Raw genomic sequence first — 15,020 nt, 5'->3', positions numbered from 1 at the left:
TCGATACGAAGTCGATGACGAGATGATCCCCCCGGAAGGGCGGGATGTTCAATGCTCGAATTGCTCCACGACCTGGTTTCAGCCAGGCGCGCGGTCGGCAATCGAGGACGAGGTTGAGGCGAACGCCGAGGCCGAAACCGAGGTCCAAGCGGCTCAGTTCGACACCGAGGGTTCCGAGCCAACGCAAGAAGCCGACCCAACGGAGACTTCCGCCACAGAAACCGAAGGCGCAGACGATACCGATAGGGATGATGGACCCGCCGCGCGCCGCGATCTAGACCCGGCGGTCCGGAACTTGCTGCGCGAAGAGGCCGAGCGCGAGACGCGCTTGCGCCGGGAAGAGGCCGAAATCGTCGAGACCCAAGACGAAATGGCGCTGGACAGCGCGCCGCCGACGTCGACGCCACCGGAAGCCGACACACCGCCGCAGCGGCAATTGCCAGAAGCGGATGAGAATTTCGATGAAGAGATCCTGGATGAGCTGATCAGCGGGGGGCAGGCCGCCGGACCACGCCGCGATCTACTGCCTGATATCGAAGAGATCAATTCGACCCTGCGCGCGACCTCGGATCGGAACGCGAACGAGCAGGAAGCCAGCGACGTGGAGACCGTTGACGGCGCGCCGCGACGCCGCCGCGGGGCGCGGCTTGGCTTTGCCCTCGTCCTGTTCATCACCGCGGCCCTCGTGGCCATTTACTCCAATGCCGTTCAAATCGCCGAACGGGTCCCGCAGGCCAGCCCGGCGCTTCAAGCCTATGTCACGCAAGTGAACGCCGCCCGTCTGTGGCTCGATGACTTGGCGCAAGGTGTGTTGCAAGACGATGAATCCGCCAGCGGCGACACGCCGCCGAGCGAATAGCTACCTACGACCTCAGAACTGATCCAACAGCCGACGCAGGTATTCGAGCTCGATCTCGGGGCGCTCCTGCTCTGCGGAGCGACGACGGATCTCATCCAAAAGCTCGCGTGCCCGACGGAACGCCTCTTCGCGCTGCTCAAACCCTTCCTCCGACCCAAAGGCACCCGAGTTGCCCGCCTGACGGCCCAGTGGGTCTTGCAAGGGCCGATCCGGTTGCATAGTGCCATCGGCCTGCCCCTGCCCCGGCTCCTGCGCGCCTTCTTCTTGTGCCAAGGCGCGGCCCAATTCGCTCATCCCATCGCGAAGCGCTTCCATCGCCTCTGATTGACTGTCCAGCGCATCGGCCAAATCGCCGCGCCCCAGCGCATCGGCCGCCTCATCCATGGCCCGCTCGGCATCTTCCAGGGCGCGCTGTGCCGCCTCGCCGCCCTCAGTGCCCTCGCCGGGCAGGTTGAAGGCCTGTTCCTCCAACTGACGGCGCAAATCCTCTTGGCGCTCGGCCAGACTGCGGCCGTCATTCTCGCCGCCCTGGCCTTGGCCCTGCTGCAGGCCATCTTGTGGCGGTTGGCCGCTTTGCGCACCGCCCTGGCCATCTTGGGCTTGGTCGCTCGGCTGGCCTTGTTGCTGACCTTCCTGGCCGGGCTGCCCCGGTTGGCTCTGTTGCCCCTGGCCTTGTTGACTCTGCTGACCGGGCTGCCCCTGCTGCGGGTTCGGACGGCCCGGGTTGAACTGCTCCTGCAACTCCCGGAAGCTGTCATCGCTGAGGTCTTGTTGATCGCGCAGCGTGTCTTGCAAATCCTGCATCGTTTGCTCGCCCGGGGTCCGCGGCCCGTCGCCGCCTTCCCCTTGGGTGATTTGCATGTTTTCCATCATCTGACGCAGCGCATCGAGCATTTCCTGCGCCTCGGCCATCCGGCCCTGCTGCATCAGCTCTTCGATCCGGCGCAGCATCTCGTCGAGATCGGCCATGGACATCTCCATGGTCTCTCCGGATTGATCCGGCTGATCCTCGCCTGGCTGCGCGTTTTCGGCGAGCTGCTGCATATAGTCGTCCATCGCCTGGCGCAGCTCATCCATCAATTGCGCGATTTCCTCATCGCTCGCGCCCTGACGCATCGCTTCCGAAAGCCGATCCTGCGCTCGGCGGAGCCGTTCCAGCGCGTCGGCCAAATCGCCCTCTTCAAGCTGGATCGCCGCATTCCAGAGAATCTCCGCAACCTGATCCCGGGTCTCAACCGATAGGCTATCGACCCCGCTTTCCAACCGGCGGATCGCGGTGCGGACCATCAGATACGCCCCGTCATCGTCAAACACACCTTCGGGCCGGTGGCTGACAGCACGCAGGATTTGCGCCGCGCGCGCCGCATTCTCGCGTGACCAAAGAATATCGCGACGTTGTTCGATGAGTGCGTTGGCCAGCGGGTCAAAGAACCGGCGGCCCGGCAGGCGCGCGATCGCCTCGCGGATCGTTCCGATCTGGCCCGCGTCATCCACCACCGTTAGCGTCACTGTGACCGGCAGATTGGCAAACGGGTGCTGCGACAAATCCTCGACCAGCAATTCCGAGAATTCTGACCGCGAGCCGGAAAACGGCATCGGTAGGTCGAGCAACAGCGCCTCGCGCGGCTCTGGCTCCACCGCCAGGCCAAAGCGCCGGTCCGCCGCCTCGGCATCCAGCATCAACCGGGCTTGCCCCGAGATCACCGCGTAGTCATCGGTCGCTGTGTAGGTGAACTGCATCTGCCCCGGCGGGACGCCGGTCATATCACCATCCATGACGACGGCAGGCGGCTGATCCATCAGCATGGAAATCTGCCAACTGCGCCCGTTTGGCCCCTCGATGGCGACCTCACCGGAGCGCTCCAGCACCAGGTCTTGCGCCGGTGCGGTGGTATCTGCATCGGCCTCGACTGGAGCCGCCATCACACTCTGGCGGAGGCTTAGCGCACCCGCTTCGCCATAGAACCGTACGGTGATGCGGGAGCCTGCGGGAGCCTCAAACGCAGCTTGTGTGATATCGTTGAGATACAGCGAGGGCAGCCCGGTATAAAGCGGCGGCTCAACCCAACCTTCCCAGCTTGGGCCGCTGATCGTGGCCTCGCCCGTGCCGATCACCACATCGCCCATATCGCCAACCCGCCAAACGGACCCGAAGAGCAGCGCCATGGCAAAGGCGACCCCCGCCACATAGCGCAGTGCATAAGGGTCTCGGTCTGAGAGGCGCAAATTCGGCTCGGGCGCGCGGGCGGCGGCCACTTTCTCGGCCATCCGCGCCACATGAGCGGCCCAGACCGATTGCGAAGCCGGATCATCCGCCCCCACGGCAGGCGTGTCGATCAAGGCAGTGATTGGGCGACCTGGCAGCGTCCGGTCGAGCCTGTCCAACGCCTCCGCCGGCGTCGGCATCTCAAAAATACGGATACCTTTGACCGCAAACCAAACCAGAGCGGCCAGGGTGAGACCCAAGGCAACCCACAACAACTCAAGCGGCAACGCATCCGCCGCGCCAAAGGCGAACAGCGCGACCGCCAGCAGCACAATCGTCCAAACCGGCCAAAACGCCCGTACAACCCGCTCGGCAACCATACCCAGACGGGTCAGGCGCAGTGGCCAGATCAGACGCCTCAACGCGGCGTCATTGGAAGGGGTTTGATCCGTCATGATCCCTTTCGGGGCGGTTTCATGGCATCATAGCCACTCCGGGACGATATCGCGATTAATGATCTCGTCAAATGTCGGTCTTGGGCGGATTACGGCAAATTGATCATCTTTCACCAGGACCTCAGGGATCAAAGGCCGCGTGTTATACTCGCTCGACATCACCGCACCATAGGCACCGGCCGAGCGGAACGCGACCAGATCGCCCGCCCGCAGCGGCGGCATATCGCGCTCTTTGGTGAAGGTATCACCGCTTTCGCAAACCGGGCCGACAATATCATAGCGGGCTTGCTCGACACCCGGCGCAGGTTCCACCACGGGAACAATATCGTGATACGCCTCATACATCGCCGGGCGGATCAGATCATTCATCGCGGCGTCGAGGATCAGAAAATCCCGCCCCTCTCCGTGCTTTACATAGATCACGCCCGAGACCATCAGCCCGGCATTGCCCGAGATCAGGCGACCCGGCTCAATCTCCACCTCAACATCCAGATCGCCCACCGTCCGCTTGATCAGCGCACCATATTCCGTGGGCAGCGGCGGAGCCTCGTTCGAGCGGGTATAAGGGATGCCCAAACCACCACCGAGGTCCAAGCGTTTGATCTCATGCCCATCGGCGCGGAGCTGATGGGTCAACTCTGCTACCTTCAGATAGGCGGCCTCAAACGGTGCCAGATCGGTCAACTGGCTGCCGATATGCACGTCGATCCCCACGACTTCGAGCCCGGGCAGCGCCGCCCCATGGCATAAACCTCGCGCGCCCGCGCGATTGGGATGCCGAATTTGTTCTCGGATTTGCCGGTGGCGATTTTGGCATGGGTTTTGGCGTCCACATCCGGGTTCACCCGAATGGTGACGGGCACCATCTTGCCCATCGCGCTCGCCACCTGGCTCAAAAGCGTCATCTCCGGCTCTGATTCCAGATTGACCTGTCGGATACCGCCGGCCAGGGCCAATTCCATCTCGTCCCGCGTTTTGCCGACGCCCGAGAACACGATCCGCTCGCCCGGCACTCCGGCGGCCTTGGCGCGCAGATACTCCCCGCCGGAGACCACATCCATGCCCGCACCCAAATCGCCAAGCGTCTTGATCACTGCCTGATTGCTGTTCGACTTCATCGCGTAACAGACCATATTCGGCAGCCCATCCAGCGCATCTTTGAAAAGCTGGTAATGCCGGGTCAGCGTGGCGGTGGAGTAGACATAGAACGGCGTGCCAACCGCTGCCGCGATCTCGGGCAGGGGCACGTCTTCGGCATGCAGAATGCCGTCGCGATACAGGAAATGATCCATCTTGGGCCTTTAAATCATATCTCGGGCGCAGGTAGCAGCTTGCGCCGCGGATGCAAAGCGCCTCATCCGCGCGGCCTGGAGCGCAGGTAGAGATAAAGCGGCAACCCGCAACTGACCCCGATGCAATAGATCGTCGGCACAGCCAGAAGGGAAAGGTAATCCCGGCGCGTTGTCGCCTCAGCCAAAATCCAAATTGTCAGCGCCACCGCGGCAATCGTCAGATCCCAGACCAGCCCCGAGGTCGCCGCGTTCACATGCCAGGCGTCGACCATTGCCATGATCGACCAGGAATTCTCCTGAAACCATGTCACGAAGTAATACATCGGCACAACGGTCCCAAGGATCGCGAGGCCGAGATAGGTGAGGCGCAGAATGGACATTTTGGTCGCTCCGATAAGGCCAGATTTCCTGTTGAGATAGTCCAGTGAAACAGCGTCTCAACCGCTTAAAAAACAAGCTGTGATGCGGCGTCACGATTGACCCAAGCCCCCCTGTCGCGCTACGCCTTCGCGGACGCAGAAATTAGCGACCTCGGGCCGGGGGAGGCCGGGGTCAGCCAAGGGGGACCCATATGGCCGAGATAGACCGCGAGTCGATGGAATATGATGTGGTGATCGTGGGGGCGGGCCCGTCGGGGCTTTCCGCTGCAATCCGTCTGAAACAGCTCGACGCCGATCTGAATGTGGTGGTGCTGGAAAAAGGCTCCGAAGTTGGCGCGCATATCCTCTCTGGTGCGGTGCTCGACCCCGCTGGCCTGGATGCGCTGATCCCCGATTGGAAAGACAAAGGCGCCCCCATCACCGTGCCGGTCCGGCAGGACAATTTCTACATGCTCGGCGAAGGCGGCGGGGTACGGCTGCCGAATATCATGATGCCGCGGCTGATGAACAATCATGGCAATTACATCGTCTCCATGGGCAATGTCTGCCGCTGGATGGCCGAACAGGCCGAGGAATTGGGCGTCGAGATTTTTCCCGGCATGGCCTGTTCTGAGCTGGTCTATGGCGACAATGGCGAAGTGAAAGGCGTAGTCGCGGGGGAGTTCGGCAAGAACCCCGATGGCACACCGTCTGACGCCTATGAGCCGGGCATGGAACTGCATGGCAAATACGTGTTCCTGAGCGAAGGTGTGCGTGGGTCGCTGACCAAAGAGGTGATGGAGAAATACAATCTCTCAGAGGGTCGGGGACCGCAGAAATTTGGCCTGGGCATGAAAGAGATTTGGGAGATCGACCCGGACAAGCATCGCGAAGGCACAGTGACCCACACGATGGGCTGGCCCCTTGGCAAGAATGCCGGCGGCGGCTCCTTCATCTATCATCTTGAGAACAATCAGGTTTATGTCGGGTTTGTGGTCCATCTGAACTACGAAAATCCCTATCTCTACCCCTATATGGAGTTCCAACGCTTCAAACATCATCCGATGGTGGCGGAACTTCTGAAAGGTGGCAAACGGGTCGCCTATGGCGCGCGCGCGATCTCGGAGGGCGGCTGGCAGTCGATGCCCAAGGCCTGCTTCCCCGGTGGTGCAATCCTCGGCTGCGGTGTGGGCCTGGTGAATGTCCCCCGGATCAAGGGCAACCACAACGCGATGCTCTCGGGCAAAGCGGCGGCAGAAGCGGCCTATGAGGCAATCCAAGCGGGCCGCGCCAGCGATGAACTCGAAACCTATGAAAGCGAGCTGCGGTCTGGCCCGATTGCCAAAGACCTCAAGCGCGTCCGCAATGTGAAGCCGCTCTGGTCGCGCTATGGGCTGATGGGCGGGCTGATGCTCGGCGGCATGGATATGTGGACCGCGAACATCACAGGGCTAACGCTCTTCGGCACGATGAAGCATCACAAAAACGATGCCGAACACACCGGCAAGGCGAAGGATTTCGAGCCGATCGACTATCCGAAACCCGACGGGGTGTTGAGCTTCGACCGACTGACCAATGTCAGCTTCTGATGATGACCAATCACGAGGAAAGCCAACCGGCGCATCTGACGCTGAAAGACGCCAGCATTCCGATCTCGGTCAACCTGCCGGAATATGCCGAACCGGCGCAGCGCTATTGCCCGGCAGGCGTCTATGAGGTGGTGGAAGAAGACGGCCAAGAGCCGCGCTTTGTAATCAACTTCCAAAACTGCGTGCACTGCAAGACCTGCGACATCAAAGACCCGTTGCAGAACATCCATTGGACGGTGCCGCAGGGGGGCGACGGGCCAAACTACCCCAATATGTGATCACTTCCGCATCAGGCGGGCGCTGGTCGCCCGCCCACGCATTGCCTATCCCCGGTCGGGCACCTAGTCTCAGACCCAATTGTGAACCGGAGAACGCGCATGCGCCTTGCCGCCCTGCCTTTTGTTGCCCTTCTGGGTCTTGGTCTGATCCTGCCCAACCCGTCGGCGGCGCAAAACCAGATGGGGCTTGCTGGCTCCTATCTCGCAGCGCGCCAGGCGGTGATTGATGGCGATCACCGCGAAGCCGCGCTCTATTTCGAGCGCGCCATGCAACGCGATCCGGATAACACCGGGCTGATCGGCAACGCGCTCTTGGCCCGCGCGGCCCTTGGCCAATGGAACCGCGCGCTAGAGGTCGCGGCGCGCCTGCCCGCCGATCAAGACGGGCGTGAATTGGCGCAGGTGGTGGAGCAAGTCGCACGTATCCGCGATGGCGATCTGGCGGGCGCCCTGGCGGCGATTGCGGCGGAAGAGGCCGTGGGGCCGCTGATCGATGGGCTGACCTCGGCGTGGCTACATCTGGGCGAAGGCGATATGAGCCGGGCCGTGGCCGAGTTCGAAGAGATCGCCAGCGATGGCGCTTTGGCCCAGATCGCCCAATACCACCTCGCCCTGGCCCGCGCCGTTGTCGGCGACTTCGAAGGGGCGGATGCGATCCTTTCTGGCGAGACCTACGGCCCGCTGCAGGTCACCTCGCGCGGCGTGCGGGCGCATGCGCAAGTCCTTGTCCAGTTGGATCGTCAGGCGGACGCGTTGGAGCTTCTGGATCTCGCCATTGGCTCCGTCCCTGATCCGGTTCTTCTGGCCCTGCGCGACGCGATCGCCGCCGATCCAACCCGGCCCTATGATTTTCTGATCAGTGCCCAACAAGGTGTGGCCGAGGTGTTCTACACCCTTGCGCAGGGCCTTGGCAGTGATAGCGGCCCAACCCTGCCGCTGATCTATGCCCGGGCTGCGCATGTCATCGACCCCACGCATAGTGACGCACTCCTTTTGGCGGCGGAGTTGCTGATTGCGGATGATCAACCGCATCTCGCGGCAGATACCTATGCGGAACTCCCTGCCGATCAGCCTGCCTTCATCACCGGTCAGATGGGCCGTGCCGAAGCCCTCTTCGAGATGGACCGGCAAGAGGATGCGGTTGCGGTTCTGCAAGCTCTGGCCACTGATCATCCAGACCAAACCTCGGTCCATGCCCGGCTCGGCGACATGCTGCGCCGGATGGAACGCTTCGGTGAGGCCATCGTTGCCTATGATGCCGCGATGGCTCAGATCGACCGGGAACAGCCCCGCCACTGGCTCTTGTTCTACACCCGCGCCATTTCCCTGGAACGCGAAGGCCGTTGGGAGGAGGCCGAAGCCGATTTCCGGCATGCGCTGGAACTGAACCCGGACCAGCCGCAAGTTTTGAACTATCTCGGTTATTCCTTGGTCGAACAGCGCCGGAACTTGGACGAGGCCCTGGACATGATCGAACGCGCCGTCGCCGCGGAGCCGCGCTCTGGCTATATCGTCGACAGCTTGGGATGGGTCCTCTACCGCCTTGAACGCTTCGATGAAGCGGTGGCGCCGATGGAGCGCGCGGTGGAGCTTCTGCCAAACGACCCGATCATCAATGACCATCTGGGCGATGTCTATTACATGGTCGGTCGGTTCCGCGAAGCCGAATTCCAGTGGCATCGGGCGCTTTCATTTGAACCGGAAGAGGACGACGCCGTGCGCATCCGCCTCAAGCTTGAGATCGGCTTGACACGGGTTTTGGAGCAAGAGGCCGCCCAAGGCGAAACCCAGTGACATCGACCAGCGCGTTTGCGCCTGCGAAAATCAACCTTGCGCTGCATGTCACCGGGCGACGCGATGACGGCTATCACCTGCTCGACTCGCTGGTGGTCTTTGCGGATATCGGAGATCGGCTGCATTTCGCTCTCGCCGATCGCGTGACCCTGAAAGTCATGGGGGCCCGCGCGGCTGGTGTGCCCGAAGGGCCGGACAACCTTGTGCTGCAAGCCGCTCGACTGTTTGGGCCGGACCTTGGGGCTGACATCGTGTTGGAGAAACATCTCCCAAATGCCGCAGGGATCGGCGGCGGGTCGGCAGATGCTGCCGCGGCTCTTCAGGGTTTGGCCTCCCTCTGGGATCGACCCTTGCCGAAAATGTCCGACATCGTCTCGCTTGGTGCGGATCTGCCGGTGTGTCTTGCCGGCTGCCCGACTCGCATGGGCGGCATCGGTGACGAATTGGCGGGCGTCCCGCCGCTCCCAATGCTCTGGCTGGTCTTGGTGAACCCTGGCGTCGCTGTGCCCACAGGGTCAGTCTTTCGCGGGTTGAAGACGGTTAACAACCCTGGCTTGTCCGATCCGAACTGGCATGATTTTCCAAGCTTTATCAGATGGCTCTGCGGCCAGCGCAACGATCTCGAAACCCCGGCCTTAGCATTGGCGCCCGAGATTGGAACCGTTTTGGACAGGCTCAATACCAGCCCCGGCTGCACCCTCGCCCGGATGAGCGGATCAGGCGCCACGTGTTTCGGTCTTTTCGAAACGGAACCCGCCGCACGTGAGGCCGCCCATGCTATCGGCGCGGCCTGTCCCGGTTGGTGGGTGCGCGCGGCCCCTGTCCTTTAGAACGCGCTGGTCGCGTCTCGGCAGAATCCGCCCGCACGCTATCTCAACATCTCATAAGACGTGATGCGCCCCCCAAAATATGGCGCATAGATGCCGTCATCGACATAGCCGACTTCCCCGGCGCGCGGCACGCGGCGCCCGCCGATCTCACCATAGTCCGAGAACACACCGCGCCACGCCCGAAGGACCGTTTGACCACTCGATACATCCGGGCGGCCCTCGGCGAAGACCTCCACAATGTCGCCCGCATCATCGAAACGAAGCTGCACAACAGCCGGGCGGGGAGGCACCGGCAAAGCGGCCTCAACCGTATTGGCGTCAACCGTCCGCCAGATGATGGATCGGTTCGACAAGATCGCATCCGGCGCCCAGGGGAGTTCGACCAGATACCGCATAGCCTCGCCGATATCGGCTTCCGGCCCATCGAACCGCGCCACCCTGATCGCCCCAAGCAGCCGCACTTCCAATAGGCCTGCACCATCGGTAAATCGGTCGATCACCCGCACCAAAGGAAGGGGCCAGCCCGCGCCGTCTGCCACCCAAACAAAGCCTGGTTCGGCGATGGCGATATGCTGTCGGGCGGTCATGGATGACCAGTTTTCGCCTTGCAGCATCCGGGCTTCCTGCGTCAGGCGAACGGCGCGTGGCATACCACCCTGCCCAGCCAAACCCCGTTCCGCAAAACGCCACACGAGTCCGGGGATTTCTTCCGGATCACGCGCCTCGGGCGTTAGGGCGGCACGGATCATCGCCTCCTGCCGCGCCACCTCTGCCGTGAAGCCCCGCGCCAAGATCAGCACGGCAAAGATGACGACCGCCAAGAGAACAAGACAGATGATGATCGCCATCTTCATTGGAGCCCTTCCGCCAAATGCAATGACACCCTGCCTTCCACGCATCTGGGTGTCCTTAATCTATCGCAACCCTGCGATACGGTCGCCAGCCCTCTGGCAGAATCGTCGCGGATGACACTGAAACGGCGCCTTCATCGCGGACACTCGAACAAACAGCGAAAAGGCATGGTCACTGCTTGATGCGGAGGGATAAAGCTGCGCAGGCCCTAGCTCACTCGCGCAACCACATAATCGGCCAAGTCGGCCAGCATGTCGCGGAGCGGGTGGTCCGGCATCTCTGCCATCGCCTCTTTCGCCAAACCGGCATAGCGCAACGCCTCATCGCGGGTCTCTTCCAACACGCCATGGCGCTGCAACAACGCCATCGCCTGTTCCAAATCGCCCTCGTCCTGGCGGCCTTTCTCGATCGTCCGGGTCCAGAAAGCCCGCTCGGCCTCATCCCCGCGCAACCGCGCGGATCACCGGCAAGGTGAGCTTCCGTTCGCGGAAATCATCGCCGACATTCTTGCCCATTGCGCCCGATGCCCCGCCCCAATCAAGCAAATCATCGACAATCTGAAAGCTCATCCCCAACGCATCGCCATAGGTCGCCAGCGCCCGCACCTGCGCCTCCGGCGCACCGGAAATCACGCCACCAACCTCGGTCGCGGCCTCGAACAGAGCCGCCGTCTTCCCCCGGATCACCTGGGTATAAATCTCTTCGGTCGTGGCCAAGCTCTGCGCCGCCGTCATCTGCAAGACCCGCCCTCAGCGATCACCGCCGCCGCATTGGACAGGATGTTGAGCACGGTGAGCGACTCGGTCTCGACCATCAATTGAAACGCCCGCGCAAAGAGGTAGTCGCCCACCAAGACGCTGCTTTTGTTGTCCCAAAGTAGGTTCGCCGTCGGTCGCCCGCGCCGCTGGCCGCTTTCGTCAACCACATCATCATGGAGCAGGGTCGCGGTATGGATGAACTCAACGGTCGCCGCCAATTTTTGATGCGCATCGCCGTCATAGCCACACATCCGCGCCGCCGCCAAAGTCATCATCGGGCGAATGCGTTTGCCGCCCGCCTCGACCAGATGCGCCGTGACTTCGGGGATACGCGGCGCATGGTCCGAGGCCATGCGCGCCCGGATCAACCCATTCACCGCATCAAGATCATCCGCCAGATAGTTGCGCAACCGATCATGCGGCTTGGTGCTGGCCTCATCTAGGCTCATGGTCGATCATCCCTTCTCTCGACAAGCGCCACATGCATGCCTAAATGCCGATTATGCAAGAAATTCTGCGCAGCAATGACCCAACAATCATCGCCTTCGCCTCGGCGCTCCTATCTGGCGAGGATATAGAGGTGTTCGAGATGGACGTCCATATGAGCGTGCTCGAAGGCTCCATCGGCATTCTACCGCGCCGTTTGATGGTTCGGCGCGAAGACGCATTCACCGCCCGCGCCGTGTTGCGCGACAACGACATTCACGTGACGGATTGAGATGTTTGCCGAGGCAGACCTGACGCGCGATGCGTTTTTGGGCGGGCGGGTGCAGGCCTGGCAACCCAAATCCGGCTATCGCGCCGCGACCGACCCGGTGTTTCTGGCCGCTGCATGTGGCGCACAAGCTGGCGAGCGGGTGTTGGAGCTTGGATGTGGCGCAGGCGTCGCCAGCCTCTGTCTTGCCGCGCGCGTGTCGGGCCTCCACCTCACCGGTGTCGAACGACAGGCGGATTACGCAGAGTTGGCCCGTCGAAACGCCGGCGATGCCGGGTTAGAAATGCAAGTGATCACGGCGGATCTGACCGCGCTGCCGCGCGCTCTTCGACAAGAAAGCTTCGACCATATCATCGCCAATCCCCCCTACTACGCCACAGGCGGCGGGACAGCCGCCGCCGACCAGGGGCGGGAGGCCGCGCTCCGCGAAGACACACCGCTTGCAGATTGGACGGACGTCGCGGCGCGGCGTCTGGCGCCCAAAGGCTGGCTCACCATGATCCAAGCGGCAGACCGCCTGCCCGACGTCCTCACCGCATTGGCCCCCAATTTCGGCACGACCCATGTGCTGCCCCTGGCGTCACGCTTTGGTCGACCCGCCCGCCGCGTTCTACTCAAAGCACAGAAATCTGGGCGCGGACCCTTTACCTTGCTGGCCCCAATGATCCTGCATGAGGGCGAAACGCATGAACGGGATGGCGACGATTATGCGCCCATCGCCAAGGCGATTCTGCGGGATGCGGCAGCGGTCGATTGGAGTTATCCACCGAAATCCCACCCGATTTGACGTATCCTATCGAAACTGCCGCGTGACACGACTCAAAACCTATGCTCCCATAGTCATCCAAATGTCATATTGAGAGGAGGACGACGGATGTCGCTAGGCGCCCATCTTCAGGAACTGCGGAAAAAGCATGAAAACCTCTCTGAACGAGTGGAAGAAGCGCAGCGCAGTCCCGGTGTGGACGAACTTGCTATTCGAGACCTCAAAAAGCAGAAACTGCGCCTAAAAGAAGAAATCAGCCGCCTCGACGGCTAAGCCGCGCAGACCTTCGCGGGGCGTCAGCGAAAGCCCCGTTTCAATCGGCCACATCCGCCGCGGGGACGAACACCCGCCCCTCGCGGTAGGCGTGGAGCGATTGTGCCTCAGCCTCCAACCAAGCTAGAAACGCTGCCACATGGGGCCGCGTTTCCGCACCTTTGGGACAGACGAATCGGTAATGCGCCTCGGTGGTCAGGGCGAGGGGAAACGGCATGACCAGCCGCCCCTCCATCAGATCCCGCTCCGTCAAAGACACCCGCCCCAACACCACGCCGCCGCCCGCCGCCGCGGCATCGATGGCATGATCCGCCTGATTGAAGCTCGCGGATATCTCCGGGGCCGCATCCAAGCCCGCCGCACGGAACCACGCGGGCCAGTCCAACGGCGGCTTCAAAAACCGCGTGTCCTCCTGATCCAGGAGGGGCGCGCGGGTCAAGCTGGCAAGGTCCGAATACTGCTCCGCCAAAGCGGGATGCATCATCGGCGTCACCCAGTCATTGATGATCGGCTTGGAAAAAAGCGCCGCACTCTCGCGGCCCCCCATGCCAAACCGGATCGCGACATCCACATCATCCCGGTCGAAATCCAAAATGCGAAACGTCGCGGCAAATCTCAACTCGATCTCGGGATAGGCCTGCGCAAAATGAAACAATCGCGGTGCCAGCCATTTCGCCGTAAAGGCAGGGCCCGCCGTGACCGTTAACGTATTGCTCTCAAGCGCTCGCGTCACGTTGCGCCAGGCATTGCGAAGGGTGTCGAAGCCCGGCTCCGTCCCGACCGCTAACGTCTTCCCTGCCTCCGTCAGTTCGACAGCGCGATTGAGCCGCCGGAAGAGCGGTGCGCCCAAATGATCTTCCAGGGATTTGATCTGAAAACTCAACGCCGCGGGTGTGACATGGAGCTCATCCGCCGCTTTCGCAAAGCTCATATGGCGTGCGGCGGCGTCAAAGGCGCGAAGGGCGGTCAGCGGGGGCAGGCGATCAGGCATGTTCAGTTAAATACAGCTTAACTGAAGCAAGGGAAAGTCTCGTTTGTGTGTTTTCATTCCAGGGCGCATGTTGAGGACAGTTCAGAGACACTTGCCCTCAGGAGGCCCCGATGTTCCAGATCACCGCAAACCCCACTGCCAAAGCCGCTTTTAACGAAGCCCATGCCGCACGCGGCGCAGCTCTGCGCCACTTGGTTCAACGGTTGTTCAGCCGGTCCGAAACGAAAACGGCCGGGCACATGCTGCACCCGGCCGAATAAGTTTGGTTGAACAGCTCTTAGACGAAGAACTGTGCTCCATTCGCTGAGATGGTCGATCCGTTGATGAACCCTGCATCGTCGGAGGCTAGGAAGGCAACGCAGCGCGCGATCTCTTCCGGCTCGCCCAAACGCCCCGCCGGGATCTGCGGAATGATGACCTCGTTCAGCACTTTCTCCGGGATCGCGCGCACCATTTCTGTACCGATATAGCCTGGGCAAACCGCGTTGGCCGTGATGCCAGCGCGGGCACCTTCTTGCGCCAGGGACTTCACAATCCCCAAGTCACCCGCCTTGGTCGCGGCATAGTTCACCTGAGCGAACTGGCCCTTTTGGCCGTTGATGGACGAAATCACGATCACACGCCCGAACTTCCGCTCCCGCATGCCGGGCCAAACCGGATGGACGGTGTTGAAGACGCCGGTAAGATTGGTGTCGATCACCTGGGTCCACTGCTCCGGCGTCATCTTATGGAACGGGGCATCGCGTGATGCCTGCATTGGCGACGACCACCTCAATCGGGCCCAGATCGGCTTCGACCTGTGCGATACCGGCTGCAGAGGCCTCATAGTCGGCAACATTCCACTTGTAGGTCTTGATGCCGGTTTCGGCGGTGAAAGCTGCGGCGGCTTCGTCATTGCCCGCATAAGTTGCGGCAACATCGTACCCATCCGCCTTCAGTTTTTTCGAAATTGCTTCACCAATACCGCGGCTACCGCCGGTGACCAATGCAACACGTCCCATCG

General features: G+C 61.9%; 11 protein-coding genes and 4 pseudogenes. 8 read left to right on the top strand and 7 right to left on the bottom strand.

Features of this window, described 5'->3' with window-relative positions; genetic code table 11:
• The first annotated feature begins 22 nt into the window (after positions 1-22).
• Complete coding sequence (locus QTA57_RS06870; protein ID WP_290154237.1) at positions 23-859, top strand: zinc ribbon domain-containing protein; 837 nt, start codon at positions 23-25, stop codon at positions 857-859.
• Between the two features lie 12 nt (positions 860-871).
• On the opposite strand, the gene QTA57_RS06865 is transcribed toward QTA57_RS06870, so the two are convergent.
• The 3 genes and pseudogenes from QTA57_RS06865 to QTA57_RS06855 form a co-directional block, all read right to left on the bottom strand.
• Positions 872-3,520, bottom strand: a complete 2,649-nt coding sequence (locus QTA57_RS06865) for a DUF4175 domain-containing protein (RefSeq protein ID WP_290154236.1) — start codon at positions 3,518-3,520, stop codon at positions 872-874.
• Between the two features lie 27 nt (positions 3,521-3,547).
• Positions 3,548-4,812, bottom strand: a pseudogene (lysA, locus tag QTA57_RS06860) (diaminopimelate decarboxylase).
• Between the two features lie 62 nt (positions 4,813-4,874).
• Positions 4,875-5,192, bottom strand: coding sequence for a DUF2834 domain-containing protein (locus QTA57_RS06855; RefSeq protein WP_290154235.1), 318 nt, complete (start codon positions 5,190-5,192; stop codon positions 4,875-4,877).
• Between the two features lie 191 nt (positions 5,193-5,383).
• Here QTA57_RS06855 and QTA57_RS06850 point away from each other — a divergent pair.
• The 3 genes and pseudogenes from QTA57_RS06850 (at position 5,384) to QTA57_RS06840 (ending at position 9,662) form a co-directional block, all read left to right on the top strand.
• Positions 5,384-7,038: pseudogene (locus QTA57_RS06850) on the top strand (electron transfer flavoprotein-ubiquinone oxidoreductase).
• Between the two features lie 99 nt (positions 7,039-7,137).
• Positions 7,138-8,832 (top strand): tetratricopeptide repeat protein, encoded by a 1,695-nt coding sequence (locus QTA57_RS06845; protein WP_290154234.1) that lies wholly within the window; start codon positions 7,138-7,140, stop codon positions 8,830-8,832.
• Complete coding sequence (locus QTA57_RS06840; protein WP_290154233.1) at positions 8,829-9,662, top strand: 4-(cytidine 5'-diphospho)-2-C-methyl-D-erythritol kinase; 834 nt, start codon at positions 8,829-8,831, stop codon at positions 9,660-9,662. The genes QTA57_RS06845 and QTA57_RS06840 overlap by 4 nt, the downstream gene beginning before the upstream one ends.
• Before the next feature lie 38 nt (positions 9,663-9,700).
• On the opposite strand, the gene QTA57_RS06835 is transcribed toward QTA57_RS06840, so the two are convergent.
• Both QTA57_RS06835 and QTA57_RS06830 read right to left on the bottom strand, forming a co-directional pair.
• Complete coding sequence (locus QTA57_RS06835) at positions 9,701-10,510, bottom strand: DUF6544 family protein (protein ID WP_290154232.1); 810 nt, start codon at positions 10,508-10,510, stop codon at positions 9,701-9,703.
• A 212-nt stretch (positions 10,511-10,722) separates the two neighbouring features.
• Positions 10,723-11,721 (bottom strand): annotated as a pseudogene (locus QTA57_RS06830) (polyprenyl synthetase family protein).
• 53 nt (positions 11,722-11,774) lie between these two features.
• On the opposite strand from QTA57_RS06830, the gene QTA57_RS06825 reads away from it, so the two are divergent.
• The 3 genes from QTA57_RS06825 (at position 11,775) to QTA57_RS06815 (ending at position 13,026) form a co-directional block, all read left to right on the top strand.
• Positions 11,775-11,990 carry a putative signal transducing protein gene (locus QTA57_RS06825; protein ID WP_145214737.1) on the top strand — a complete coding sequence of 72 codons (216 nt, stop codon included), beginning with the start codon at positions 11,775-11,777 and terminating at the stop codon, positions 11,988-11,990.
• 1 nt (position 11,991) lies between these two features.
• Complete coding sequence (locus tag QTA57_RS06820) at positions 11,992-12,774, top strand: tRNA1(Val) (adenine(37)-N6)-methyltransferase (RefSeq protein WP_290154231.1); 783 nt, start codon at positions 11,992-11,994, stop codon at positions 12,772-12,774.
• An 87-nt stretch (positions 12,775-12,861) separates the two neighbouring features.
• On the top strand, positions 12,862-13,026 hold the full coding sequence (locus QTA57_RS06815; protein ID WP_145214733.1) for a YdcH family protein: 165 nt from the start codon (positions 12,862-12,864) through the stop codon (positions 13,024-13,026).
• Positions 13,027-13,066: 40 nt separating this feature from the next.
• On the opposite strand, the gene gcvA is transcribed toward QTA57_RS06815, so the two are convergent.
• Entirely contained in the window at positions 13,067-14,017 is a 951-nt protein-coding gene (gene gcvA / locus QTA57_RS06810; RefSeq protein ID WP_290154230.1) for a transcriptional regulator GcvA, read from the bottom strand.
• A 110-nt stretch (positions 14,018-14,127) separates the two neighbouring features.
• On the opposite strand from gcvA, the gene QTA57_RS06805 reads away from it, so the two are divergent.
• Positions 14,128-14,277, top strand: a complete 150-nt coding sequence (locus tag QTA57_RS06805) for a hypothetical protein (protein WP_290154229.1) — start codon at positions 14,128-14,130, stop codon at positions 14,275-14,277.
• A gap of 17 nt (positions 14,278-14,294) precedes the next feature.
• Here QTA57_RS06805 and phbB read toward each other — a convergent pair.
• Positions 14,295-15,018: pseudogene (gene phbB, locus QTA57_RS06800) on the bottom strand (acetoacetyl-CoA reductase).
• Between the last annotated feature and the right edge of the window lie 2 nt (positions 15,019-15,020).

Source organism: Fontisubflavum oceani (assembly GCF_030407165.1).
GTDB classification, from domain to species: Bacteria; Pseudomonadota; Alphaproteobacteria; order Rhodobacterales; family Rhodobacteraceae; genus Rhodophyticola; species Rhodophyticola oceani.
Note: the sequence above shows the minus strand (reverse complement) of the source record. Positions and strands in the feature narration are given on the sequence as shown.

Coding starts and splice junctions, on each gene's coding strand:
- QTA57_RS06870 (WP_290154237.1), top strand. CDS start 23: ATGATCCCCCCGGAAGGGCGGGATGTTCAATGCTCGAATTGCTCCACG.
- QTA57_RS06865 (WP_290154236.1), bottom strand. CDS start 3,520: ATGACGGATCAAACCCCTTCCAATGACGCCGCGTTGAGGCGTCTGATC.
- QTA57_RS06855 (WP_290154235.1), bottom strand. CDS start 5,192: ATGTCCATTCTGCGCCTCACCTATCTCGGCCTCGCGATCCTTGGGACC.
- QTA57_RS06845 (WP_290154234.1), top strand. CDS start 7,138: ATGCGCCTTGCCGCCCTGCCTTTTGTTGCCCTTCTGGGTCTTGGTCTG.
- QTA57_RS06835 (WP_290154232.1), bottom strand. CDS start 10,510: ATGGCGATCATCATCTGTCTTGTTCTCTTGGCGGTCGTCATCTTTGCC.
- QTA57_RS06825 (WP_145214737.1), top strand. CDS start 11,775: ATGCAAGAAATTCTGCGCAGCAATGACCCAACAATCATCGCCTTCGCC.
- QTA57_RS06820 (WP_290154231.1), top strand. CDS start 11,992: ATGTTTGCCGAGGCAGACCTGACGCGCGATGCGTTTTTGGGCGGGCGG.
- QTA57_RS06815 (WP_145214733.1), top strand. CDS start 12,862: ATGTCGCTAGGCGCCCATCTTCAGGAACTGCGGAAAAAGCATGAAAAC.
- gcvA (WP_290154230.1), bottom strand. CDS start 14,017: ATGCCTGATCGCCTGCCCCCGCTGACCGCCCTTCGCGCCTTTGACGCC.
- QTA57_RS06805 (WP_290154229.1), top strand. CDS start 14,128: ATGTTCCAGATCACCGCAAACCCCACTGCCAAAGCCGCTTTTAACGAA.